The 20,822-nt window shown below is 48.9% G+C and carries 9 protein-coding genes, 2 tRNA genes and 3 rRNA genes; 5 read left to right on the top strand and 9 right to left on the bottom strand.

Annotated features, from left to right (window positions below; genetic code table 11):
- Window positions 1-2 precede the first annotated feature (2 nt).
- From P150_RS0108350 to P150_RS0108340, 3 genes are read left to right on the top strand one after another with little or no spacing between them, the layout of a single operon-like run.
- The gene (locus tag P150_RS0108350) at window positions 3-1,463 is read left to right on the top strand and encodes an ATP-binding cassette domain-containing protein (RefSeq protein WP_028897290.1); all 1,461 of its coding nucleotides are present in this window, start codon (window positions 3-5) and stop codon (window positions 1,461-1,463) included.
- 1 nt (window position 1,464) lies between these two features.
- Complete coding sequence (locus P150_RS0108345; protein ID WP_028897289.1) at window positions 1,465-2,538, top strand: ABC transporter permease; 1,074 nt, start codon at window positions 1,465-1,467, stop codon at window positions 2,536-2,538.
- Between the two features lie 5 nt (window positions 2,539-2,543).
- Window positions 2,544-3,629, top strand: coding sequence for an ABC transporter permease (locus P150_RS0108340; protein WP_028897288.1), 1,086 nt, complete (start codon window positions 2,544-2,546; stop codon window positions 3,627-3,629).
- Between the two features lie 496 nt (window positions 3,630-4,125).
- Here the strand turns inward: P150_RS0108340 and rrf are convergent.
- The 5 genes from rrf to P150_RS0108315 all read right to left on the bottom strand — a co-directional run bounded on the left by rrf (window position 4,126) and on the right by P150_RS0108315 (window position 9,338).
- Window positions 4,126-4,238, bottom strand: a 5S ribosomal RNA gene (rrf, locus tag P150_RS0108335).
- A 161-nt stretch (window positions 4,239-4,399) separates the two neighbouring features.
- Window positions 4,400-7,312 (bottom strand): 23S ribosomal RNA (locus P150_RS0108330).
- 173 nt (window positions 7,313-7,485) lie between these two features.
- A tRNA-Ala gene (locus P150_RS0108325) sits at window positions 7,486-7,559 on the bottom strand.
- Between the two features lie 14 nt (window positions 7,560-7,573).
- Window positions 7,574-7,647, bottom strand: a tRNA-Ile gene (locus P150_RS0108320).
- A 159-nt stretch (window positions 7,648-7,806) separates the two neighbouring features.
- Window positions 7,807-9,338 (bottom strand): 16S ribosomal RNA (locus tag P150_RS0108315).
- Together the 16S, 23S and 5S rRNA genes with 2 tRNA genes alongside form the textbook arrangement of a ribosomal RNA operon.
- A gap of 618 nt (window positions 9,339-9,956) precedes the next feature.
- Between P150_RS0108315 and P150_RS0108310 the strand changes: the two genes are divergently transcribed.
- Window positions 9,957-10,676: an alpha/beta hydrolase-fold protein gene (locus P150_RS0108310; RefSeq protein ID WP_028897287.1), complete on the top strand. Its 720-nt coding sequence runs from the start codon at window positions 9,957-9,959 to the stop codon at window positions 10,674-10,676.
- A 557-nt stretch (window positions 10,677-11,233) separates the two neighbouring features.
- Window positions 11,234-13,552 carry an outer membrane beta-barrel family protein gene (locus P150_RS0108305; protein WP_028897286.1) on the top strand — a complete coding sequence of 773 codons (2,319 nt, stop codon included), beginning with the start codon at window positions 11,234-11,236 and terminating at the stop codon, window positions 13,550-13,552.
- 244 nt (window positions 13,553-13,796) lie between these two features.
- Here P150_RS0108305 and P150_RS0108295 read toward each other — a convergent pair whose 3' ends face one another.
- The 4 genes from P150_RS0108295 to P150_RS0108280 are packed head-to-tail and all read right to left on the bottom strand — an operon-like array spanning window position 13,797 to window position 20,816.
- Window positions 13,797-14,618, bottom strand: a complete 822-nt coding sequence (locus tag P150_RS0108295; RefSeq protein ID WP_028897285.1) for a DUF5106 domain-containing protein — start codon at window positions 14,616-14,618, stop codon at window positions 13,797-13,799.
- A 7-nt stretch (window positions 14,619-14,625) separates the two neighbouring features.
- On the bottom strand, window positions 14,626-17,061 hold the full coding sequence (locus tag P150_RS0108290) for a hypothetical protein (RefSeq protein WP_155952976.1): 2,436 nt from the start codon (window positions 17,059-17,061) through the stop codon (window positions 14,626-14,628).
- Window positions 17,062-17,066: 5 nt separating this feature from the next.
- Window positions 17,067-19,307 (bottom strand): fimbrial protein, encoded by a 2,241-nt coding sequence (locus P150_RS0108285; protein WP_028897283.1) that lies wholly within the window; start codon window positions 19,305-19,307, stop codon window positions 17,067-17,069.
- A 3-nt stretch (window positions 19,308-19,310) separates the two neighbouring features.
- Window positions 19,311-20,816 carry a fimbrial protein gene (locus P150_RS0108280; protein ID WP_155952975.1) on the bottom strand — a complete coding sequence of 502 codons (1,506 nt, stop codon included), beginning with the start codon at window positions 20,814-20,816 and terminating at the stop codon, window positions 19,311-19,313.
- Window positions 20,817-20,822: the final 6 nt, after the last annotated feature.

The following is a 20,822-nucleotide window of genomic DNA, read 5'->3' as shown; positions in this document are numbered from 1 at the left end:
CTATGAATGAGAATATCATAGAAGTGAGCCACGTATCTAAACGATATGGGAAGGTGGAGGCATTGAACGACGTTAGTTTCGAGGTGCAGCGGGGAGAATTGTTTGGACTTATAGGTCCGGACGGTGCCGGAAAGACTTCACTGTTTCGCATTATGGCAACACTCCTGAAACCAGATGACGGAAGTGTGAAAGTGTCAGGATTCGATACCGTCATACAAATGAAGCCATTGCGCAGACGCTTGGGCTATATGCCCGGCAGATTCTCACTCTATCAGGATTTGACCGTCGAAGAGAATCTTTCGTTCTTTGCAAGTATATTCGGCACCACCATAGCCGAAGGGTACGACAGCGTCAAGGCTATTTACGGGCAAATAGAGCGTTTTAAGAACCGTAAGGCCGGTGCATTGTCGGGAGGTATGAAGCAGAAACTGGCTTTGTGTTGTGCCTTGATACATCAGCCTGAAATATTATTTCTTGACGAACCTACAACGGGCGTGGATCCCGTGAGCCGTAAGGATCTGTGGGATATGCTCGGTATGCTTCGTGAGCGCAATCTGACCATTGTGGCAGCAACGCCGTATCTTGACGAGATACAGCGTTGCGACCGTGTGGCTTTTCTGCAACAGGGAAGGATTGCCTGTGTAGATACACCCTATGAGATTCTGACCCGATACCGAAAGGTGTTAAATCCAGCTCCTTTGTCGCCAAATGCTCATAGCAGACAGAATGAAAATGTAATAGAAGTGGAACATTTGGTCAAGGCTTTCGGCACATTCCGTGCAGTAGACGATATTAGTTTTACCGTTCGCCGAGGCGAAATATTCGGATTTCTTGGTGCAAATGGTGCAGGTAAGTCTACTGCGATGCGTATGCTTACAGGGTTGAACCAACCCACAAGCGGCACAGGTAAGGTTATGGGATATGATATCAGAAACCAGTACAAGGAAATCAAACGCCACATTGGATATATGAGTCAGCGTTTCTCGCTCTACGAAGACCTTACAGTAGCTGAGAATATCAGACTATTCGGTGGTATTTATGGTATGTCATCTGCCGACATTAAAGAGCAATCCGCCCACTTGTTGAAGCAACTCGGTATGGAGAAACAACGTGATGAGATAGTGGCAAAACTGCCATTAGGATGGAAACAGAAGTTGGCATTTTCGGTAAGCATATTTCACAAACCGGGTATTGTGTTTTTAGACGAACCCACTGGAGGAGTAGACCCGGCTACGCGCAAGCAGTTTTGGCAACTCATCTATGAGGCTGCCGGGCGTGGCATTACAGTCTTTGTTACTACTCACTATATGGACGAGGCTGAATATTGCGACCGCATATCAATTATGGTCGATGGTAAAATCAGTGCTATCGGTAGTCCTGCCGAACTGAAACAGAAATATCATCAACCCAATATGGACGGTGTTTTTACATATTTGGCCCGTGCCGCCAAACGAGGAGAATAATATGAACAGTATCATTTCGTTTATAATTAAAGAAAGCAGGCATATCGTACGCGACCGCCGTACAATGCTCATTCTCTTTGGAATGCCTGTTGTACAATTACTTTTGTTGGGTTTTGCGGTACGTACGGATATTCGTGATGTGAGATGCGTGATAGTTACTTCACAGATGAATCATTCCACACGGCGTATCATCGACGCTATTGATGCCTCTTCATACTTTACTGTGGTGGGCACAGCACCTACTCCAAACGATGCAAAGGATATAATAAGGGCGCAGCAGGCCGACATTGCCATAGTATTTGCACCGCACTTTGGCAATAGCCGACAAAGTGGAGACAAGATGCAGATTTTAGTTGATGGCTCTGATCCTAATATGGCGCAGCAATATGTAGCTTACGTGCAAAATATCATAATGCAAAGAACTCATACTGATGATTTGGTTACGCTGCGTATGCTCTATAATCCACAAATGCTATCGGCATACAATTTCGTACCGGGCATAATGGGCATCATACTCATTATCATCTGCACGATGATGACCAGCATCAGTATTGTAAAAGAGAAAGAGAATGGCACGATGGAGGTTCTGCTGGTAAGCCCGGTAAACCCTTTGAGTATCATCATTGCCAAGACTGTGCCTTATTTTCTGCTGGGCAATGTGCTGCTGACCATCATTTTATTGGTATCGCACTACATCTTGAAAGTTCCATTCTCCGGCTCACTTTTCTGGATCGTAACAGTAGCATTGATTTATATTTTTATGTCTCTGGCTCTGGGATTGCTCATCAGCAATTTGGTTTCAAAACAAATAGTGGCGTTATTGTTATCGGCAGTTGTGATGCTTATGCCGTGTATTATGCTTTCGGGTTTTATATTTCCGATAGAGAGTATGCCCTCTATCCTGCAATGGACAGCATACGCAATCCCCATCACTTATTTCCTTTCCGCTATGCGCAAGCTTATGATTATGGGAGTGAGCGTAGAGTATGTATTACCTGAGTTGGCTGTTTTAATTGGTATGACGCTGCTATTTTCAACCTTGGCCATTGTTACTTTTAAAAAACGTTTAGCATAAAATATATGATTATCAAGTATCTTATACAAAAAGAATTTATACAGATTAGGCGCAATAGCTTTTTGCCCCGTTTTATTATAATGTATCCTGTTTTGATGATGTGCGTTATGCCGTGGGTAATGAATATGGAAGTAAGGCATATACGAGTAGATGTCATCGACAATGATCGCTCTACTCTGGGCCGGCAACTGATACAAAGTGTAGCAGCAAGCCAATATTTTGTACTCAATGCACAACGCTCCACCTATAAAGAAGCGATAGCTGACGTGGAGCGCAGCAATGCTGATATAATAATGAACATTCCACAACATTATGAGCGCGACGTAAAGAAAGGAATATCCCCTAAAATACTATTGTCTGCGAATGCTGCGAATCCAATTAAAGGTGGTATGGGAACCAATTACCTTACACAGGTAGTGGCAATGAACAAGACACAGACAGCCACATTGCAAACCTCTCCTGTACAGGCCCTCTATCTTTTCAACAAGCATCTCAACTATAAAGTGTTTATGATTCCAGCCCTAATGGGCATTTTACTATTGCTTATATGCGGATTCTTGCCGGCTCTCAACATTGTGAGTGAAAAAGAAGTTGGCACGATTGAACAAATCAATGCAACACCGGTGAGCAAATGGACATTTATCTTTTCAAAACTAATCCCCTACTGGCTGATTGCTATCGTAGTAATGACACTATGCTTTGTATTGGCGTGGATATTATACGGCATTAGCTGTAAGGGAAGCCTGTGGCTGATTTATTTGAATGCTTTACTGCTCTCTTTGTGCTTTAGCGGGTTAGGACTTATCATCTCAAATTACAGCGACACGCTGCAACAGGCAGTATTTGTGATGTGGTTTTTAGTAATGTGTATGATACTCCTCAGTGGCCTTTTCACTCCGGTCCGTTCTATGCCTCACTGGGCACAGATGTCCACAATAATTAATCCTATGCACTATTTCATAGACGCCATTCGAACAGTATTTGTACGGGGTGGCAACGCTGGCAGTATATGGCGAGAGTTGACAGTGCTCAGCACAATGGCTATGATACTTGACGTATGGGCAGTACAGAGTTACAGGAAGAACAAGTAAATCCTTCGCCTACGTCGGAAAGCCCTCACTCCTCTGAAAACCACACACGCATATCAGTAGCTCAGAGAGATTGAAATCATACAGAATAAAAGCATCATAAATGAACATAGACTTTTACTAACAAATAAAAGACGCCTAAAGTTTTTCGGCCTACCAAATGTCCATTACTCTTGAATTTGAAAGATGTCTGCATCCTCCGCTTGTCCACCTCCAAAGCAAAGAGGTGGCAATGGGAAAGGAAATAACAGGACTGCGAACCGCCAAATGGAGCAACTCCGTTGCGGCGACAATCGCAACGGAGTTACGACAAGTGCACCAACTCCGTTACGGCAAAAGCACTATAATCAACACAAAAGCCCGCACCAGCTTATACCACACAGAAAACGCACAGACACATTCCTTACAAACTCATTACAAATCCCACACTGGCACACACAAACACACACATACAAAAAAAGAGTCCCCCGAACATATCGTTCAGGGGACTCTCCGTAAAAGAAGGCGGCCACCTACTCTCCCACATTGCATCGCAGTACCATCGGCGCAGCCGGGCTTAACTTCTCTGTTCGGAATGGGAAGAGGTGGAACCCCGGCGCAATAACCACCTGATAAGTTTTATCGGACCACCATCCCCGCTCACTCTGGGGAGGAACCGTAAGGGCGACTATCGCCACAAGCAAAACAAAGGAAAGACGCCGCAAAGAATCCTCTCTCACTTCCGGACCACACGGGGAAACCCGAACCGGAATACAGCTCAAAGCATAAACCAACAAGCGAAAGCTTCGGGCAATTAGTAGCGCTCGGCTTTGACGTCGCCGTCTTTACACCTGCGCCCTATCAACGTCATCGTCTATGACGACCCTCAAATAGGAGCTCTAATCTTGCGGAAGGCTTCGCACTTAGATGCTTTCAGCGCTTATCCATACCAGACTCAGATACCCGGCGGTGCACCTGGCGGCACAACCGGCAAACCGGAGGTCTGTCCACCACGGTCCTCTCGTACTAGTGGCGGCACCACGCAAAACTCCAACGCCCACGATAGATAGAGACCGAACTGTCTCACGACGTTCTGAACCCAGCTCGCGTGCCACTTTAATGGGCGAACAGCCCAACCCTTGGGACCTTCTCCAGCCCCAGGATGTGACGAGCCGACATCGAGGTGCCAAACCACCCCGTCGATATGAGCTCTTGGGGGGGATCAGCCTGTTATCCCCGGAGTACCTTTTATCCTTTGAGCGATGCAGTTTCCATACACTTGCACCGGATCACTATGCCCCAGTTTCCTGCCTGCTCGGCATGTCTGCCTCCCAGTCAAGCGCCCTTATGCCATTGCACTCTGTAAGGCCGGTTACCAATCGGCCCGAGGGCACCTTTGGAAGCCTCCGTTACGCTTTTGGAGGCGACCACCCCAGTCAAACTACCCGCCAAGCAGTGTCCGCACAAATCGCGCGTTAGACCTCAGACAGCCAAAGGGCCGTATTTCAAGGATGGCTCCACCGATGCTGGCGCACCCGCTTCGAAGCCTCCGGCCTATCCTACACATCGGATGACCGAGGTCAGTGCTAAGCTGTAGTAAAGGTTCACGGGGTCTTTTCGTCCCATCGCGGGTAATCGGCATCTTCACCGATACTACAATTTCACTGAGCTCATGGTTGAGACAGCGTCCAGATCATTACACCATTCGTGCAGGTCGGAACTTACCCGACAAGGAATTTCGCTACCTTAGGACCGTTATAGTTACGGCCGCCGTTTACCGGGGCTTCAATTCAAGCCTTCGGATCGCTCCTGAGCTCTCCTCTTAACCTTCCGGCACCGGGCAGGTGTCAGGCTGTATACGTCATCTCTCGAGTTTGCACAGCCCTGTGTTTTTGTTAAACAGTTGCCTGGACCTATTCTCTGCGCCTCCCTGAGCTAACAGGGAGGACCCCTTATCCCGAAGTTACGGGGTCAGTTTGCCTAGTTCCTTAACCATGAATCTCTCAACGCCTGAGTATGTTCTACCCGACCACGTGTGTCCGTTTGCGGTACGGGTTGCGTGAACATGAGCTTAGCGGATTTTCTCGGGAGTATGGTTACCTCTGCTGTCGGACCCTCCCGGGGGAGGCTCCGTACTGTCGGGGTTCGTCTCGGGATGCGGATTTGCCTGCACCCCTCACGGACTACGCCCTTCAACGCCCTATTCCGTCAGGGCGCGAGAGTGTCACTGCTCCGTCTCCACGTCGCTGAACACGCAAGTCACGGAATGTTAACCGTGTCTGCCATCGCCATCGCCGTTCGGCTGAGACTTAGGACCCGACTGACCCCGGGCTGATTGGCATCGCCCGGGAAACCTCGGTCTTGCGGCGGGGGGGAATCTCACCCCCCTTGTCGTTACTTATACCTACATTTGCTTTTCCATGCGCTCCAGGATAGGTCACCCGCACCATTCGGCGCACATGGAATGCTCCCCTACCGATACTTTTTATATACAATGCTATCCCGCGTCTTCGGTATCCGGCTTATACCCGATTATTATCCACGCCCGGACCCTCGACTAGTGAGCTGTTACGCACTCTTTGAATGAATGGCTGCTTCCAAGCCAACATCCTAGCTGTCACCGGGACCAGACTTCGTTAGACTAACTCAGCACGGAATTTCGGGACCTTAGACGGCGGTCAGGATTCTTCTCCTCTCGGGGACGGACCTTAGCACCCGCCCCCTTACTGCGCGACTCCAGTCCGTGAGCATTCGGAGTTCGTCAGGTCTCGATAGGCGGTGAAGCCCTCTCGACCTATCGGTCGCTCTACCTCTCACGGAGAACATCGCACGCGGCACCTAAATGCCTTTCGGGGAGTACGAGCTATCTCCAAGTTTGATTGGCCTTTCACTCCTACACTCACCTCATCGGGAAGCTTTTCAACGCTTATCCGTTCGGTCCTCCATCCCGTGTTACCGGGACTTCAACCTGGGCAAGTGTAGATCACTTGGTTTCGCGTCTACCCCATCTGACTAAACGCCCTCTTCAGGCTCGCTTTCACTGCGGCTACGGGGCTGAGCCCCTCAACCTCGCCAGACATGGTAACTCGTAGGTTCATTATGCAAAAGGCACGCCGTCACACGCAGGGCGTGCTCCGACCGCTTGTAGGCGGATGGTTTCAGGAACTGTTTCACTCCCCTCGCCGGGGTGCTTTTCACCTTTCCCTCACGGTACTCGTACACTATCGGTCTCACGGGAGTATTTAGCCTTGCCGGATGGTCCCGGCGGATTCACACAGGATTTCACGTGTCCCGCGCTACTCAGGATACCGCTACGCTCCCTCGGGCTTCGAGTACAGGCCTGTCACCTTGTACCGGGATTCTTTCCAGAATCTTCCTCTCGCCTCCGGGATGCGACCCCGCGGTCCTACAACCCCCGCAGCGCGTCGCCACGCCGCGGGTTTGGGCTGCTCCCCGTTCGCTCGCCACTACTGGGGGAATCATTGAATTATTTTCTTTTCCTGCAGGTACTAAGATGTTTCAGTTCCCTGCGTTGGCCTCCCGGCAGCAGCCGGGATGGCATCCCTCCAGGATGCCGGGTTGTCCCATTCGGAAATCCCGGGATCAAAGGTCATTTGCACCTACCCCGGGCTTGTCGCAGCTTATCACGTCCTTCATCGCCTCCGTGAGCCTAGGCATCCGCCATCCGCCCTTATATACTTTCTGCTCGACTCGGCTCCAAAAAAGGAGCGAGTAGCTCATACTTTCAGCTGTATCTAGAAATCATTTGCGAACACACTCCACAAAGGAGCGCGCGCTTTCGTCTTTACTTTACAGTTTGCTTGTGTCAATATGTCAAAGAGCTTATGCCCAGATGCGCTTCCGCGCAGGACGGGCAGGGTGGAGAATAACGGATTCGAACCGTTGACCCCCTGCTTGCAAAGCAGGTGCTCTAGCCAGCTGAGCTAATCCCCCGGGGGATTCCGAAGTAGTCCCAGGCAGACTTGAACTGCCGACCTCCACATTATCAGTGTGGCGCTCTAACCAACTGAGCTATAGGACTGAGTTGGAAAAAACCGTGCGGCCGTCAGCCGGGCTTTTCTCTATTCGGTATCAGGAATACAGAGCGAGGCGCAGCACAAGAAAGGAAATGAACCCACCAATGAATACCAAACGCAACTTCCGAACAGGAAAACTTCCCCGGAAAAGGCACCCTCTCCAGAAAGGAGGTGTTCCAGCCGCACCTTCCGGTACGGCTACCTTGTTACGACTTAGCCCCAATCACCAGTTTTGCCCTAGGCCGCTCCTGGACGGTTACGGACTTCAGGCACCCCCGGCTTTCATGGCTTGACGGGCGGTGTGTACAAGGCCCGGGAACGTATTCACCGCGCCATGGCTGATGCGCGATTACTAGCGAATCCAGCTTCGTGGGGTCGGGTTGCAGACCCCAGTCCGAACTGGGACCGGCTTTGAGGATTGGATGGAGCTCGCGCGCCACCGACTTTCTGTACCGGCCATTGTAACACGTGTGTAGCCCCGGACGTAAGGGCCGTGCTGATTTGACGTCATCCCCACCTTCCTCGCACCTTGCGGCGGCAGTGTCCCCAGAGTGCCCGGCATAACCCGATGGCAACTGGGGAGAGGGGTTGCGCTCGTTATGGCACTTAAGCCGACACCTCACGGCACGAGCTGACGACAACCATGCAGCACCTTCACAGATGCCCCGAGGGGCGTCACCATCTCTGGATCCTTCATCTGCAATTCAAGCCCGGGTAAGGTTCCTCGCGTATCATCGAATTAAACCACATGTTCCTCCGCTTGTGCGGGCCCCCGTCAATTCCTTTGAGTTTCACCGTTGCCGGCGTACTCCCCAGGTGGGATGCTTAACGCTTTCGCTTGGCCGCCGGAGCAAAACACCGACAGCGGGCATCCATCGTTTACCGTGCGGACTACCAGGGTATCTAATCCTGTTCGATACCCGCACCTTCGAGCTTTAGCGTCAGTCGCACTCCCGTAAGCTGCCTTCGCGATCGGAGTTCCTCATGATATCTAAGCATTTCACCGCTACACCATGAATTCCGCCTACGTTGCGTGCACTCAAGCCAGCCAGTTCGCGCTGCAGTGCGGATGTTGAGCATCCGCATTTCACAACACGCTTGACAGGCCGCCTACACTCCCTTTAAACCCAATAAATCCGGATAACGCCCGGACCTTCCGTATTACCGCGGCTGCTGGCACGGAATTAGCCGGTCCTTATTCATGCGGTACCTGCAATAAGCCACGCATGGCCCACTTTATCCCCGCATAAAAGCAGTTTACAACCCATAGGGCCGTCTTCCTGCACGCTACTTGGCTGGTTCAGGCTCCCGCCCATTGACCAATATTCCTCACTGCTGCCTCCCGTAGGAGTTAGGACCGTGTCTCAGTTCCTATGTGGGGGACCTTCCTCTCAGAACCCCTACTGATCGTAGCCTTGGTGGGCCGTTACCCCGCCAACGAGCTAATCAGACGCATCCCCATCCCGGTCCGATCAATCTTTAGTTCCCGTCAGATGCCCTCAGGGAACCCCATGCGGTATTAGTCCGTCTTTCGACGGGTTATCCCGCAGGCCGGGGCAGGTTGGATACGCGTTACTCACCCGTGCGCCGGTCGACGTCCGAAGGATGCAAGCACCCAACGCCGTTTCCCCTCGACTTGCATGTGTTAAGCCTGTAGCTAGCGTTCATCCTGAGCCAGGATCAAACTCTCCACTGTAAAAATATGTGTACCGGCGGAATCCTACCGAAGCGAAAACAACGGGAAGGATGCGCCGAGCTGTCTCTGTTCCAGAATGCCTATCCTATAATGAAAGTATCAAGTCCAAAAGTACCTGTTCGATATGTTCGGTGTGATGTGTAATGGGAAATGGGAAATGTGTGATGGGAAATATGAAATTTCGCAAGGACACAGAACCACAAGACCACAGGGCACACACACCGGAATTGATAAGGTTCGTTTCTTCTACCCGTCCGCTAAAAAAAGCGGACGCTTCTTGTACTACTACTCTGTATTATGTAAATCTATTCAAAGAACTCTCTCTTCATCGGCGCAAACTCTTTTCCGAGTTTCGCCCGGCTCATCGTTTAAAACAAAGTTATTGTGTTATCGGAAAAGCGAGTGCAAAGGTATATCAAATTTCGTTACGCTCCAAACTTTTCTCAAACTTTTTTCACAAAAAAGCAATATTTTTTTAATCTTTCTGTATTTTTCAAACACCAAATTCCCATAAAACAAAGCAAAAACAGAACTGAAAAGATGTATATTTCGGAATCATCGTCGCAAATTAAAAGAAATAAGTGTATATTTGCAACAAAATAATAATATTATCATTCTATGACACTTTCCAAAAGAATTTTGAGCATCGGCAATCACGAGTGTACCATATATTACAATGCGACTGCATACGACAATTTGAATGCAAAGCCAAAATACCTGCTTATTCAGCCAGTAGACAGCCACGATCTGGAAGAAACGGACAAAGAAATTTCCTACATTGAGAAAAATTGCGACGCCGACTTTATTTTTGTCGGCTTCAGGATTATGAAATGGAACGAGGAGCTCACTCCCTGGCCTGCCCCACCCGTTTTCGGAAAAATTCCCTTCGGAGACAAAGCCCCCATTACCTTATTATATATAATAGAGGAACTTATTCCAAAAATTAAAGAAGATTTCAAGCTTCAGGACGAACGGCTCAAGATCATACTGGGTGGGTATTCCCTCGCCGGGTTCTTTGCGATATGGGCAGCCTATCATTGCGACAGATTTTCCGCCACCGTATCGGCATCGCCGTCTGCGTGGTACCCCGAGTGGTTGGAATATGCAGAACGCCGTCAGCCGGTTGTGCAGAATGCCTACCTAAGCCTCGGCGACAAAGAAGAGAAATCGAAGACGAAAATAATGTCTACCGTAGCCACCTGCGTCAGGAAACAACTGGAACTGTACGAGAAAGCAAATGTGAACACCGTCTTGGAATGGAACGAAGGCAATCATTTTCAAGATAACGGAGAAAGAACAGCAAAAGGATTCGTGTGGGCAATGACGAAAGGAAAATGAGAAAATCCACTGTTCAAGATTTTGGAAAACCTCCCTTCAAAGCAATTCATAATCAACTGATAATCAGTCAATAACAAACTAATTTCCAAACGTGCGAAGAATGCAGTCCGTTCTTCGCAAAAATGCACTGCAATCGTGCGAAGATTGAAACGCATTCTTCGCACGATTGCAAAACACGTTTAGGTCTATCCGAATTCGGGATAAGCCGATAGACCTGCAAGTTGGCAGACTGACCAGTAGATTTCTGCATTCCCGAACTCTCTCAAACTCAATTTGTCCATTATTCCTTTGAACATACTGAAGTTATTTATGCGACAATTCAATCAAAACAACTATCTTTCTGCGCCCTTGAAAGACACATTCGTTTTAAATTAAAAACAAAAATTTAGTTTTTTTTACAAACAAATGTCGCAAGATTTATTTTAAATCGTAACTTTGTAAATCATTTCGTGCACAAGAAGAGAGAGGATATTGGCTTGGCAATACGCCGACAGAGCCTCCTGTCAATCTGTAATGCACCTGAAAGACAGGCTGACCCACAACCTAAAAATACAACGATGAAGAAAATTCACACGATTCTTACGATGCTCCTGCTGCTTTCCGGCATAGCAAAAGCGCAACAGTCCATTCACGGTTGGGTGGTAGACGAACAGCGTTTGCCCATAGAATATGCCAATGTGATAGCCCTTTCGACAAGCGACTCCTCGCTCGTTACGGGTGCTATTACCAATGAGAAAGGAGCATTTCAGCTTTCCGTGCCAGCCGAGAAAAAGGTGTTTCTGCGCATCTCGGGCGTGGGCTACGAACAACGCAGCCTCTCCTTGCCCCTCATCGCCGACACTCTGCAACTGAACACGGAATCAAAGACGATGGAAGGCATAACCGTTACGGCGCAACGCCCACGAATGGCTATCAGAAACGATGCGCTCGTTACCACCATCGTGGGTTCGTCGCTGGCAAAAGCCGGTTCGGGCAACGACGTTCTGAAGCGCATTCCGCTGCTTTCGGGCAAGGAAGGCAGCTATTCCGTCGTGGGCAAGGGCGCAGCCGTAATCTACATAAACAACAGGAAAGTAACCGATGCAACGGAAATTGAACGCCTCAACTCATCGGATATCAAGGACATAGAGGTTATAACCAATCCGGGCGCACGCTACGATGCATCGGTGCGTGCCGTTGTCCGTATTCACACAATAAAGCGTGTGGGCGACGGTTTCGGCTTCGATGCACGCTCATCGGTCTATTATTGGGAAAACTGGGACACATTCAACAACCTGAACGTGCATTATCGCCACAAGGGACTGGAACTCACGGCGGGAACGAGTTACAACATCAATAACAGTTTCCATAAACAGACGAGTATCAACGAAGTGCAAATGGCCAATTTGTGGGAGAACAAGTGGGTCGGTGACAGCCGTTTCCACAACAAGAACAACAATTATACGTTCTCAGCAACTTATGAAATTAATGCCAATCACTTCGTTGGTGCCAAGTTTTTCACTAACCTGATCGTGGGCAACGATCCGGGGCACGGCGTTTTCTCTACCGACATACTTAAAAACAATGTGCTTTTCGACCACATAGAATCGCAACTGCAAAACACGGGAACTGCCATTCCCAACAAGAGTCTATCGGCTTACTATGTAGGAAAGGTTGGAAAAACGAACATCGACTTCAACGCCGACTATTACTACGGCAGAGAGACCGAATCGACCATTACCTCCGAACAGAGTGCAAACTTCGAGAACCGAACGGTTACGTCTGTGGGGCAGCACGCCAACAAATTCTTCGCCACCAAGTTGGTGTTTACCCATCCCTTGTTTGGCGGCAATCTGTCGCTCGGAAACGAGAACACCTATACCAACCACAAGCAGAATTATGCCAACGAAGAAGGCTTTGTGCCCAATACGGCATCGACCGTCAAGGAACTCAACAATGCCATTTTTATGGAATACAGCCGTGCAACACCCATCGGACAGCTCACTGCCGGACTGCGCTACGAACACGTAAATTCCGACTATTACGACCAAGGCATATACAGTCCGGAGCAAAGCCGCACCTACAATCAGTGGTTTCCATCGTTCAGCTTTGCCACGCAAATTCAGAAAGTGGGACTGCAACTCTCCTATGCGAAAAAGACGCATCGCCCATCCTACAGCCAGTTGGGTACGCACATATTGTATATGAACCGTTTCACGCGTCAGAGCGGTAACCCTATGCTGAAACCAACCACGCAGCACGACCTGACGCTGATGGGCAGTTGGAAATTCCTCACCCTTGTGGCCAATTACAACGAGACGCACAACAAAATTATGTACTGGAACGAACAGGACGCCGAGGATGAGAACATTACGACGCTGCGCTTCCAGAATTTCGACAGGCTGCCACAGCTTACATTGAGCCTCACGGCATCGCCGACATTCGGAATATGGTCGCCACAGCTCACGTTTTTCTATCAAAAGCAGTGGTTCGACATTGAGCGTATGGGCAGCAGGTTCGATTTGGGCAAACCGATATGGGGCATCCAGTTCAACAATTCATTTGAATTCAAACACAACTGGGCAGCAGATGCCTTTCTGCAAATCAACTCCAAGGGCATAACGGAGAATACGGAAATCATTCAGAACAGCTATACGATTAACTTCTCGGTAAGGAAATCATTCCTGAACGACAGGCTTTCCGTAAGCGCGGGCGTGAACGATCTGTTCAACCGATCCGCACAGCAAGTAATCGTGTACACGAACAGCCTAAAGATAAACTCGCATAACAATTACGACAACAGGGAAGTCGTTGTTACCGTGCGCTATAAATTCAACACCACACGCAGCAAATACAAGGGAACCGGCGCAGGACAGAGCGAGCGCAGTAGGTTCTGATGAGGGGACGAGTTTACAAGGGAACGAAGGGACAAGCAGATTACTGCGTATGTTCAGGAAAATAAGACAGAAATCATTTAAGAATGAAGTAACCTTGGAAAACTAATGGATGCAAGTTTTTTCTTGGAGGTTATTGCCGCACAAGCGTGCGTAGCTTCTGCTCCAAATCGGAAACCTTGCACGCCTTCGCCACGATGTTCTTGTCGGCATCGAGAAGAAGACAAAGCGGCAATGTGCGGAGGTCTTAGAGGTTTCCTGCAATCATATCAGGATGCGTCTCGCGCGTGTCTATCCAATTGTGTCCCGCATCGGGCTTCAGAGCCGCATTGTCCGCCTCGCCCACATTTACCGAGAGAATCGCCAGTTTCCCTGATGTGCGCAGCGATGCAATGCGTTCGTCCGTCTTCAGCCAACCTATTACCGATTTGCAATGGTCGCATTCCGGGTCGTAAATCATCAACAGCACGTGGGAAGCCGAAAGCCGGTAGAGCGTAGACGTTGTGCCACGCCCGGACACAAAACCGAAATCTGAAGCACGGCCTCCCTCCCGGCAATGCTCGAGCATACGGAGGTGGGCGGCATAGCGCATCTGGTAGAGGCAGTCCACGTCCCTGCAGGAAACAAAGGCTTTCAAGGCGCAGAGATAGACAGCATCGTTGCAGTAAGGCGAATCGGAATCGAAGAAATATTTTTCTGCCAGCGACATCAGAAAAATCCGGACAGAAGCGGAAAAACGCGCCTCGCTCAGAACACCGGACAGGGAACGTTCCACCACAGCACTATCTGCAAGGCTGAAAAGGTCGCAATAATTGACCCAAGCCTGTTCTATGGAATCATTGTCGGCTGAAGACAAGGCGGCAGGGAAAGAAGCCTTGTCCCAATAGTGGCTTACCAAATAGGAAGCACGGCTGCCTACCGAAGTAAGAGAATCTGGAATAGAGGGAAAAGAAAAGACAAAGGACTCTTGCGCCGTGGCTTTCTGTGCGCTTGCCGCAGAGGGCAGCAGGCAGAGAAGCAATAGCACGCAGACGGTGCCAATACCACGCAGGAATCTTTTGTCTTGCATTATATGTTTAATTAAAGTGAGGCGTCAGATACATAACTGGAGCATCGAATATCTTGGACAGATAAATGGAGTTCGTTTCATACTTCTTCCTGTAAATCGTTGCTTCGCAAGTGAACGCAATAGGCGTCTTCAGATCTTTAAGCCCTGTAACAATCATCTTGTATGTACCCACTCCCGTAGATTGGATATCAACATTGACTTTCCCTGAGGCATCACTGGTTCTTACCTTGAACTGAGTACCGCCAGGTACCTGCTTATAAATGGCAGCGTTAGACTCCTTGTATTGCGCCTTTTCCTCCACCGTAACATCGGTAATATCCAAGTTGATGGTCTTCCTGTCTTTCAGTTGTTGCCTCCACTCGTCTGCAGAGAGCATCTTCGTGGCCTTCACGACACCATTGCCCAACTCCATCGTAGCAGTGAGGGTAAGGCTGCCGGCAGCGTTGGCCCAACCTGCACCTCCAAACTCCACATAACCGGCAGATGCCATCTTGGCCGTAACGCCGGCTGATCCTGTACCCGTAAGACTCAGCTTCGTACGGTACTCACTGGGCACCACCTTTGGCACAGTATAGCTGATGCCTGTATAGGTGAGCAAGCCCCGATTATCGGTCTGGGTGCTGTTATCATTGGGCAATATGGCATCGGCATTGTAGAAGTTGTCGGAGATGGCAGTAACGTCGCAAGTGCCGTTGCTACGGGTACGCTGGAAGTGGAGCGTAACCTCCTGATCGGTCGTAGACGCCGTGCGGACCGTATAGACATAATAGGTGCGCTTGCCATACTTGAGCACCTTCATTTGGTCGTTGATGGCGGAAGTAACCAACGGACTCAACTGATCGGCAGCGATGTAGACATCGAAAGGATAGAGCGTTGCCGGGAGCGTACCGGGAATGGTCAGCACCACATCGACCTCGCTGCCTTGCGCCCTGCTCGTGGTTTTCTCTTCCAGACGCATCTTAAAATCATACCGCTTACGCAGAATCAGCTCAATGGTACGCTGGATATGAGTGGTCTTGTTGGGAGCTGTCGCCACAACATTAAACACATAGTGCTTATCCTCGGCAGTAGGAATATCCTTCACATTCACATCGAGCACACCCGTGGTTTTGTTATATTCGGCATGGTCGATGTATGGATCGCCATCTATATGGCCGTTACATTCCTTCCCGTTCAGATAGACGTCCACATGCTCAGAAGGTTTCTCGAGGTTTGTACCTGCAAACGTGATGGGCGAATAGAAGTGGCCCGGAAGGGTCATGATGGCTTTGGTGTTATCCACAATGAGGGTGTACTCACCATCGGTAACGTCGGAATAATTCTCCAACTCCACCGAACCGAAGAGATTGTTGCTGGCAGGGTTGCGCACAGCCTCGTCGTAGGTGGGATAACCCTTACCGTTGGCAGACTTAATTCTGATAATGTAATTATAGTTACGGATAACATCGAATCGCTGCGTACCGATAAACTTCTGCTTCGTATCGGGATCGGCATAAATATCGCGCGTGATGTCGAGCTTATAATACGAATCGGCTTTGTCGGCCTTTCCTCTTCCGTACAGAATGATAGACATCTGCTTATCGGGGTCGGCCTGGCTGTTGCTGTATTCGAATACAGAGATAGCGTCGAGATTCTTTTTCGTATCTCCCAAATTGTCGAGCTTTATATCTGACGGCATCGTCGTTTCGGTAGGGTCGATAGGGAAAGTATAGAGCACGTCGCGATAGAACGGGCGCGGACCATTCGGGTTCAGCTCCGTTTTAGGAGCGTACGAAACCACGGTGCCACGATCGGGTGCATTGTGAATGCTGAAGCCTTTCAGCTCAAACTGGTCGTTGGGCACCTCATCCTTTATGGTAAACTTCGCCTTATTTCGCAAGAGCTTGAAACCCTTGTTGTTGAAAATGGTATTGTCTATCTTGCTGAAAAAGAACGACTGCCAATAGGTATAACTATTTTGGTCCTGACTGATAATGCGAGGCATTATCTCGCCCTCGTCGGCATCTTTCAACGTATGGTCTTCGCCCAAGGCTTCATCTAGCTTGTCGTAATCGGCAACAAAGTGAATGATGCGGGGCTTAGTGCTCGTCATCAACGTAACAGTAAACTCATAGACTTCGTCGCCAACAATTTCTTTTCTTGCAAGTTCAGGCTCGAAAACAATACCGGCAGGTTTCGTAATCACTCTTTTAAGGGCAGCCTTGGCACGATAAAGGTAGCGGTGTTTGTCGTTGAAGACCAACAAGGTAAGGTTGTTAATGTCGCGAGGCGACCTCGTCTTCACAGCTCCTCCGGGGAGTGCCGTAGCGAAAGTAAGCGTTACGGGCACGCCGTCGGTGCCGTCTTCGCCACCTAACGACTCAAAGATGTCGTTCGTGCAGGAGGTAAGCAGCATCAGTATGCCTACCACCATAGCTATATAGTATTTACTTCGTTTCTTCATAACCATTATTCACTCTTGTTATATGTATCAAAGACAGGACGGATGGATAAAGTACCGTTGGTGGGATAGTTTCTTGCATTATCAAAGTCATACCCCATATCCGTTTGTGCTGACCAGTATTGATGCCCCCACAGAAGACTCTTTACAGCACTATTGGGGTCTTTTTGAATTTTTACAATCAATGCTAATTCAGCCAAAGTAGGGATGCGCCAATGACCTTCGTACTTAAATTTTAAATTCTTTTCCTCAGCCCAATAGTAGCCCTGCCTTAATGTTTGTATAGTTCTATTCCCGGAAACTCCATAATCATCTTCCCAATAATTATAGGCACGATTCTCTGCATTAGAATAATTACGATATCTATAAGAATAATCTCCACTAGTTTTATACGCATCTACTTTGCCTGTAGCTGCTTCATAATTATAACTATCTTGTATCCACCCTAAGTCGTTATTAGAATCAGAATATTGGGGAACAGCCGTACTCATACCCCATTGCGAAGCTACAATAAACTGAGGAGACGTAATTTTATTAGCTTCTTCACCTCTATCTGTTCTATCAGTACCAAACGTAGGATCTCCAACAATCTGACCATCCAAAGGTGCAAGCGTTGTAACTTTAAACAATGTGCCGTTGCTCTGATAGCCTCGTCCATTTGCTCCCAAATTGTTCCAAGCTGTAAAAGTAGAATACCAATAGATTTCAGTACCCTTAGATTTCTTTGCCGTTACATATACAGGTGGATACTGCGTTACCTCGACATCCTTCCATAGAGGGGTGGCTGTTGGGTCATCGGGATCCTTTATCTGCTCAACTCTGAAACGGATGGTAAGAGGCACATAATTGTCGGGGATAGGACTCTTTATCTTCAGGTACTTTTTATAGCCCTGAGTAATCGTCTCTATCGTAATATTTTTTTCACTGCCTTTTCCTTTAATCTGTGTAGTAGAGCCATTCCTTTCATATTGTGTATATTCATACTCAACGGTTCCGTTCATCTTCGGAACATCAATATCCAAGTCGGAGATATATTCAACAAGACGCTCATTCACGTTCAGCATCTCGGGCTTAAGTTCCTTTACCACGAGATAGTGGGCTTTGGTAATGGCAGCATCGATGGCATCGGGCGTGTTCCAGTCCTCTATGGCAATATACCCAAGGGGGATATCAACGGGCTTGGTAGGCTCGGCACTACCAAACTCCTTGATTCTGCACTGTATGTCGTAGAGATGGTTGCGCTGAAGTTTCGACATGCCTGCAATCTCCTCTTTGGTCATACCGTCCTTAACGGCAAGATAGTTCAGAGGAATGCTATAATAGGTGTCGAGGTCCTTTTTGTTATTTTTTCCCTTAACGTGCAACTTGATAACAGCGTATGTGCGCACCTTGCCATCATAACTCCAATCGTTCTCGTAGCTGTAATAGGGCGTTTGACGCGCCCAAAAATGCTTGCCATTATACTCTGCCTGTACCATTGGCTGTCCCTGAGCATCGTCCATAGACTTGTATTGGGGCGTAGCCAAAGGAGAGCCTGCCAACAGGTTGGTCTGGTTGGTATAGCTTTTGAGCGTTATAGTGGGCGCGCCGACAACTTCATACGTGTCTTCCTTATCCTGTATCACGATATCCGTATCCAAGCGAATTCTGATTTTAGCGGCAGCACGAGACAGCTTCACGGTCTGCCCTACTGTGTAGTTATTGCTTGTAGCCCACGTCATCGCTCCCGTCTTTACCGTTCCATCCATAAGGAAGTCGGCCTGCGGCTGAATATCAGGAGTCTGCACAAGCGAGACAGAAGTCAGCTTAACGGCCTTCAACTGGTCGAGCGTCTTGCCGGTCAGGGATTCTGTACCGTGATAGTTTACGAGTACATAAAGATGATAATCGTGTCCCGTATATCTGCCCGATAAATTGGAAGTCTTGGGTACATAGATGGTAGCCGTGCCTGAGACGGCAGTAGCATTGGATACGACCAAGTCGCCCTTTTCCGTAGAATAATGTCCCTGCTGCACGCCCGCATCATCGTAGAGGAAGGCGTCCATCTTCGTTATCTTATTCTCGTTGAGGGGATCATCAATTCCCGGCTCCACGGCACGGGTCTGTGGAGGGAGGATGGACAATCCAAACTGTATTTGGTAAGAATTCTCCTTATCGATGGTAGGAAGCTCGTCTTCCGCCCGACAGGCACTCAGTGTCAGCAAGAATACTGAGGCGATGGCTGCGTATATATAGCTTGATATCTTCATTGCTTAATTGGCTTGTTTGATCAAATATCTTTTAGTAGGTCCCGGTTCAATCTTGTTCTCGATAAACTTCGGAACAATCTGCACCTCCACACCGTTGATAGTGAGGTAAAGCTCGGTGGAACGGATGATTCCCGTCCACGGCTTTAGCGGAGTGATGGTCAGTTCCACAGGACCGCTGCCTGCAACACCTGTAACGGCTTCGAGTCCACTATTTACCATTTTCCCCTTGAGGTCGAAGTCGTTGCGGTTGGTAATGGTAAAACGCCATACGCCACCTGCCGGCTCCTGTATATCGAACGTCAGCTTCAGACCACCGGCTGCACCGGAATGCCAAACCAGTTCGTTTCCACCCTCGCCCTGAATATCCAAGTTGGGCTGCTTAGGGTCTTTTACCTGCACGGCAACAGCTGAGAACTCTTTCTCCGAAGCTACCACCGTCCACGGTAGGATCTCCCAGTTGAAGGTTATTGATTCTTCTATCCAGCCTTTCAGCTCGCCCGAAAGGGAATAGGCAGTATTGCGGACAATGCTCTTGGTGCTTAATTGGTCTGCTATGGCAGGCTTGTAGCCTCCCTTATTAAAATCCTGATGGTCGATATCCACAGTGTGGACACGATCGATACCGTGCTTCTCGTAGTGCACGCCTATCGTGCTTTTCTTATCCTCAGGGGAAGTGGCAGCACGAAGATACTCGGGTACATAGACCGCCTTGCGCAGTACGGGGTTGGTGCCGTCTTCACTATACTTTGCGTCCTTGTAGCCCTCATAGTTGTCTTCCACCAGCTCGCCGGCATACGCCGTCTTCGGAGGAAAGAGAGAATAGGTCTTGGGCAGATTCTTGAACTGTACGGCAGTAAGGCGCAACCCCTTGGTGGCTTCCTTCTCCTTAGCGTTCATATTCTCCTTGTAGAGCATATTGATGTCCACCTTTGCCAAGCAACGAATCAGCTCCACATCGAGCTTGAGGGGATTGTTCTGTGTATTGTTGGCAACAACGGTATTCGTTACTTCTGCTGTCATAAGAAAAGTCTGCGGCTTATCATTGACGCCCTTGTAGGGAATCTTTGTCAGTACATCGTCGTAGTAAAGTCCGTCCTTGAAGGCAACCTTATCGAGCGCAGCTGTCATTTCCGTTGTCTCGTTGGCAACGAAGCAGAAGTCGTATTCACCGGTGCGCATAGGCACCTTAACGGCATAGTCGGTAAAGTCGGCAATGGCGTGCTTCTTATTGTACACAGCCTTTCCTGTTGCATGTTCAAAGGCTATGAGTCGAAGGTCTACCACCTTGTCTTCATAGTCCTTCGTATCTTTGTTGAGAGAGCCTGCTGTTCCCTGTGCTCGCGTAGAAATGGCCATATAGCCCACCCCACCGTGCAGATTCTCCGGCTCTGCCTCATCGTGATTTGAACACGATAGGGCGGCAAGAGCTACCAACATCATCAGGCAAGCATCAAATATTGCCCGATGGAAATGGCCGTCAATCTTCTGTTTCACTTTGAATAGAGTCATTTGTCT

It is taken from the genome of Prevotella sp. HUN102, from assembly GCF_000688375.1.
Taxonomy (GTDB): domain Bacteria; phylum Bacteroidota; class Bacteroidia; order Bacteroidales; family Bacteroidaceae; genus Prevotella.
Note: the sequence above shows the minus strand (reverse complement) of the source record. Positions and strands in the feature narration are given on the sequence as shown.

Excerpts from the sequence above, each read along its gene's own strand:
- P150_RS0108350 (WP_028897290.1), top strand. The coding sequence starts at position 3 with ATGAATGAGAATATCATAGAAGTGAGCCACGTATCTAAACGATATGGG.
- P150_RS0108345 (WP_028897289.1), top strand. The coding sequence starts at position 1,465 with ATGAACAGTATCATTTCGTTTATAATTAAAGAAAGCAGGCATATCGTA.
- P150_RS0108340 (WP_028897288.1), top strand. The coding sequence starts at position 2,544 with ATGATTATCAAGTATCTTATACAAAAAGAATTTATACAGATTAGGCGC.
- P150_RS0108310 (WP_028897287.1), top strand. The coding sequence starts at position 9,957 with ATGACACTTTCCAAAAGAATTTTGAGCATCGGCAATCACGAGTGTACC.
- P150_RS0108305 (WP_028897286.1), top strand. The coding sequence starts at position 11,234 with ATGAAGAAAATTCACACGATTCTTACGATGCTCCTGCTGCTTTCCGGC.
- P150_RS0108295 (WP_028897285.1), bottom strand. The coding sequence starts at position 14,618 with ATGCAAGACAAAAGATTCCTGCGTGGTATTGGCACCGTCTGCGTGCTA.
- P150_RS0108290 (WP_155952976.1), bottom strand. The coding sequence starts at position 17,061 with ATGAAGAAACGAAGTAAATACTATATAGCTATGGTGGTAGGCATACTG.
- P150_RS0108285 (WP_028897283.1), bottom strand. The coding sequence starts at position 19,307 with ATGAAGATATCAAGCTATATATACGCAGCCATCGCCTCAGTATTCTTG.
- P150_RS0108280 (WP_155952975.1), bottom strand. The coding sequence starts at position 20,816 with ATGACTCTATTCAAAGTGAAACAGAAGATTGACGGCCATTTCCATCGG.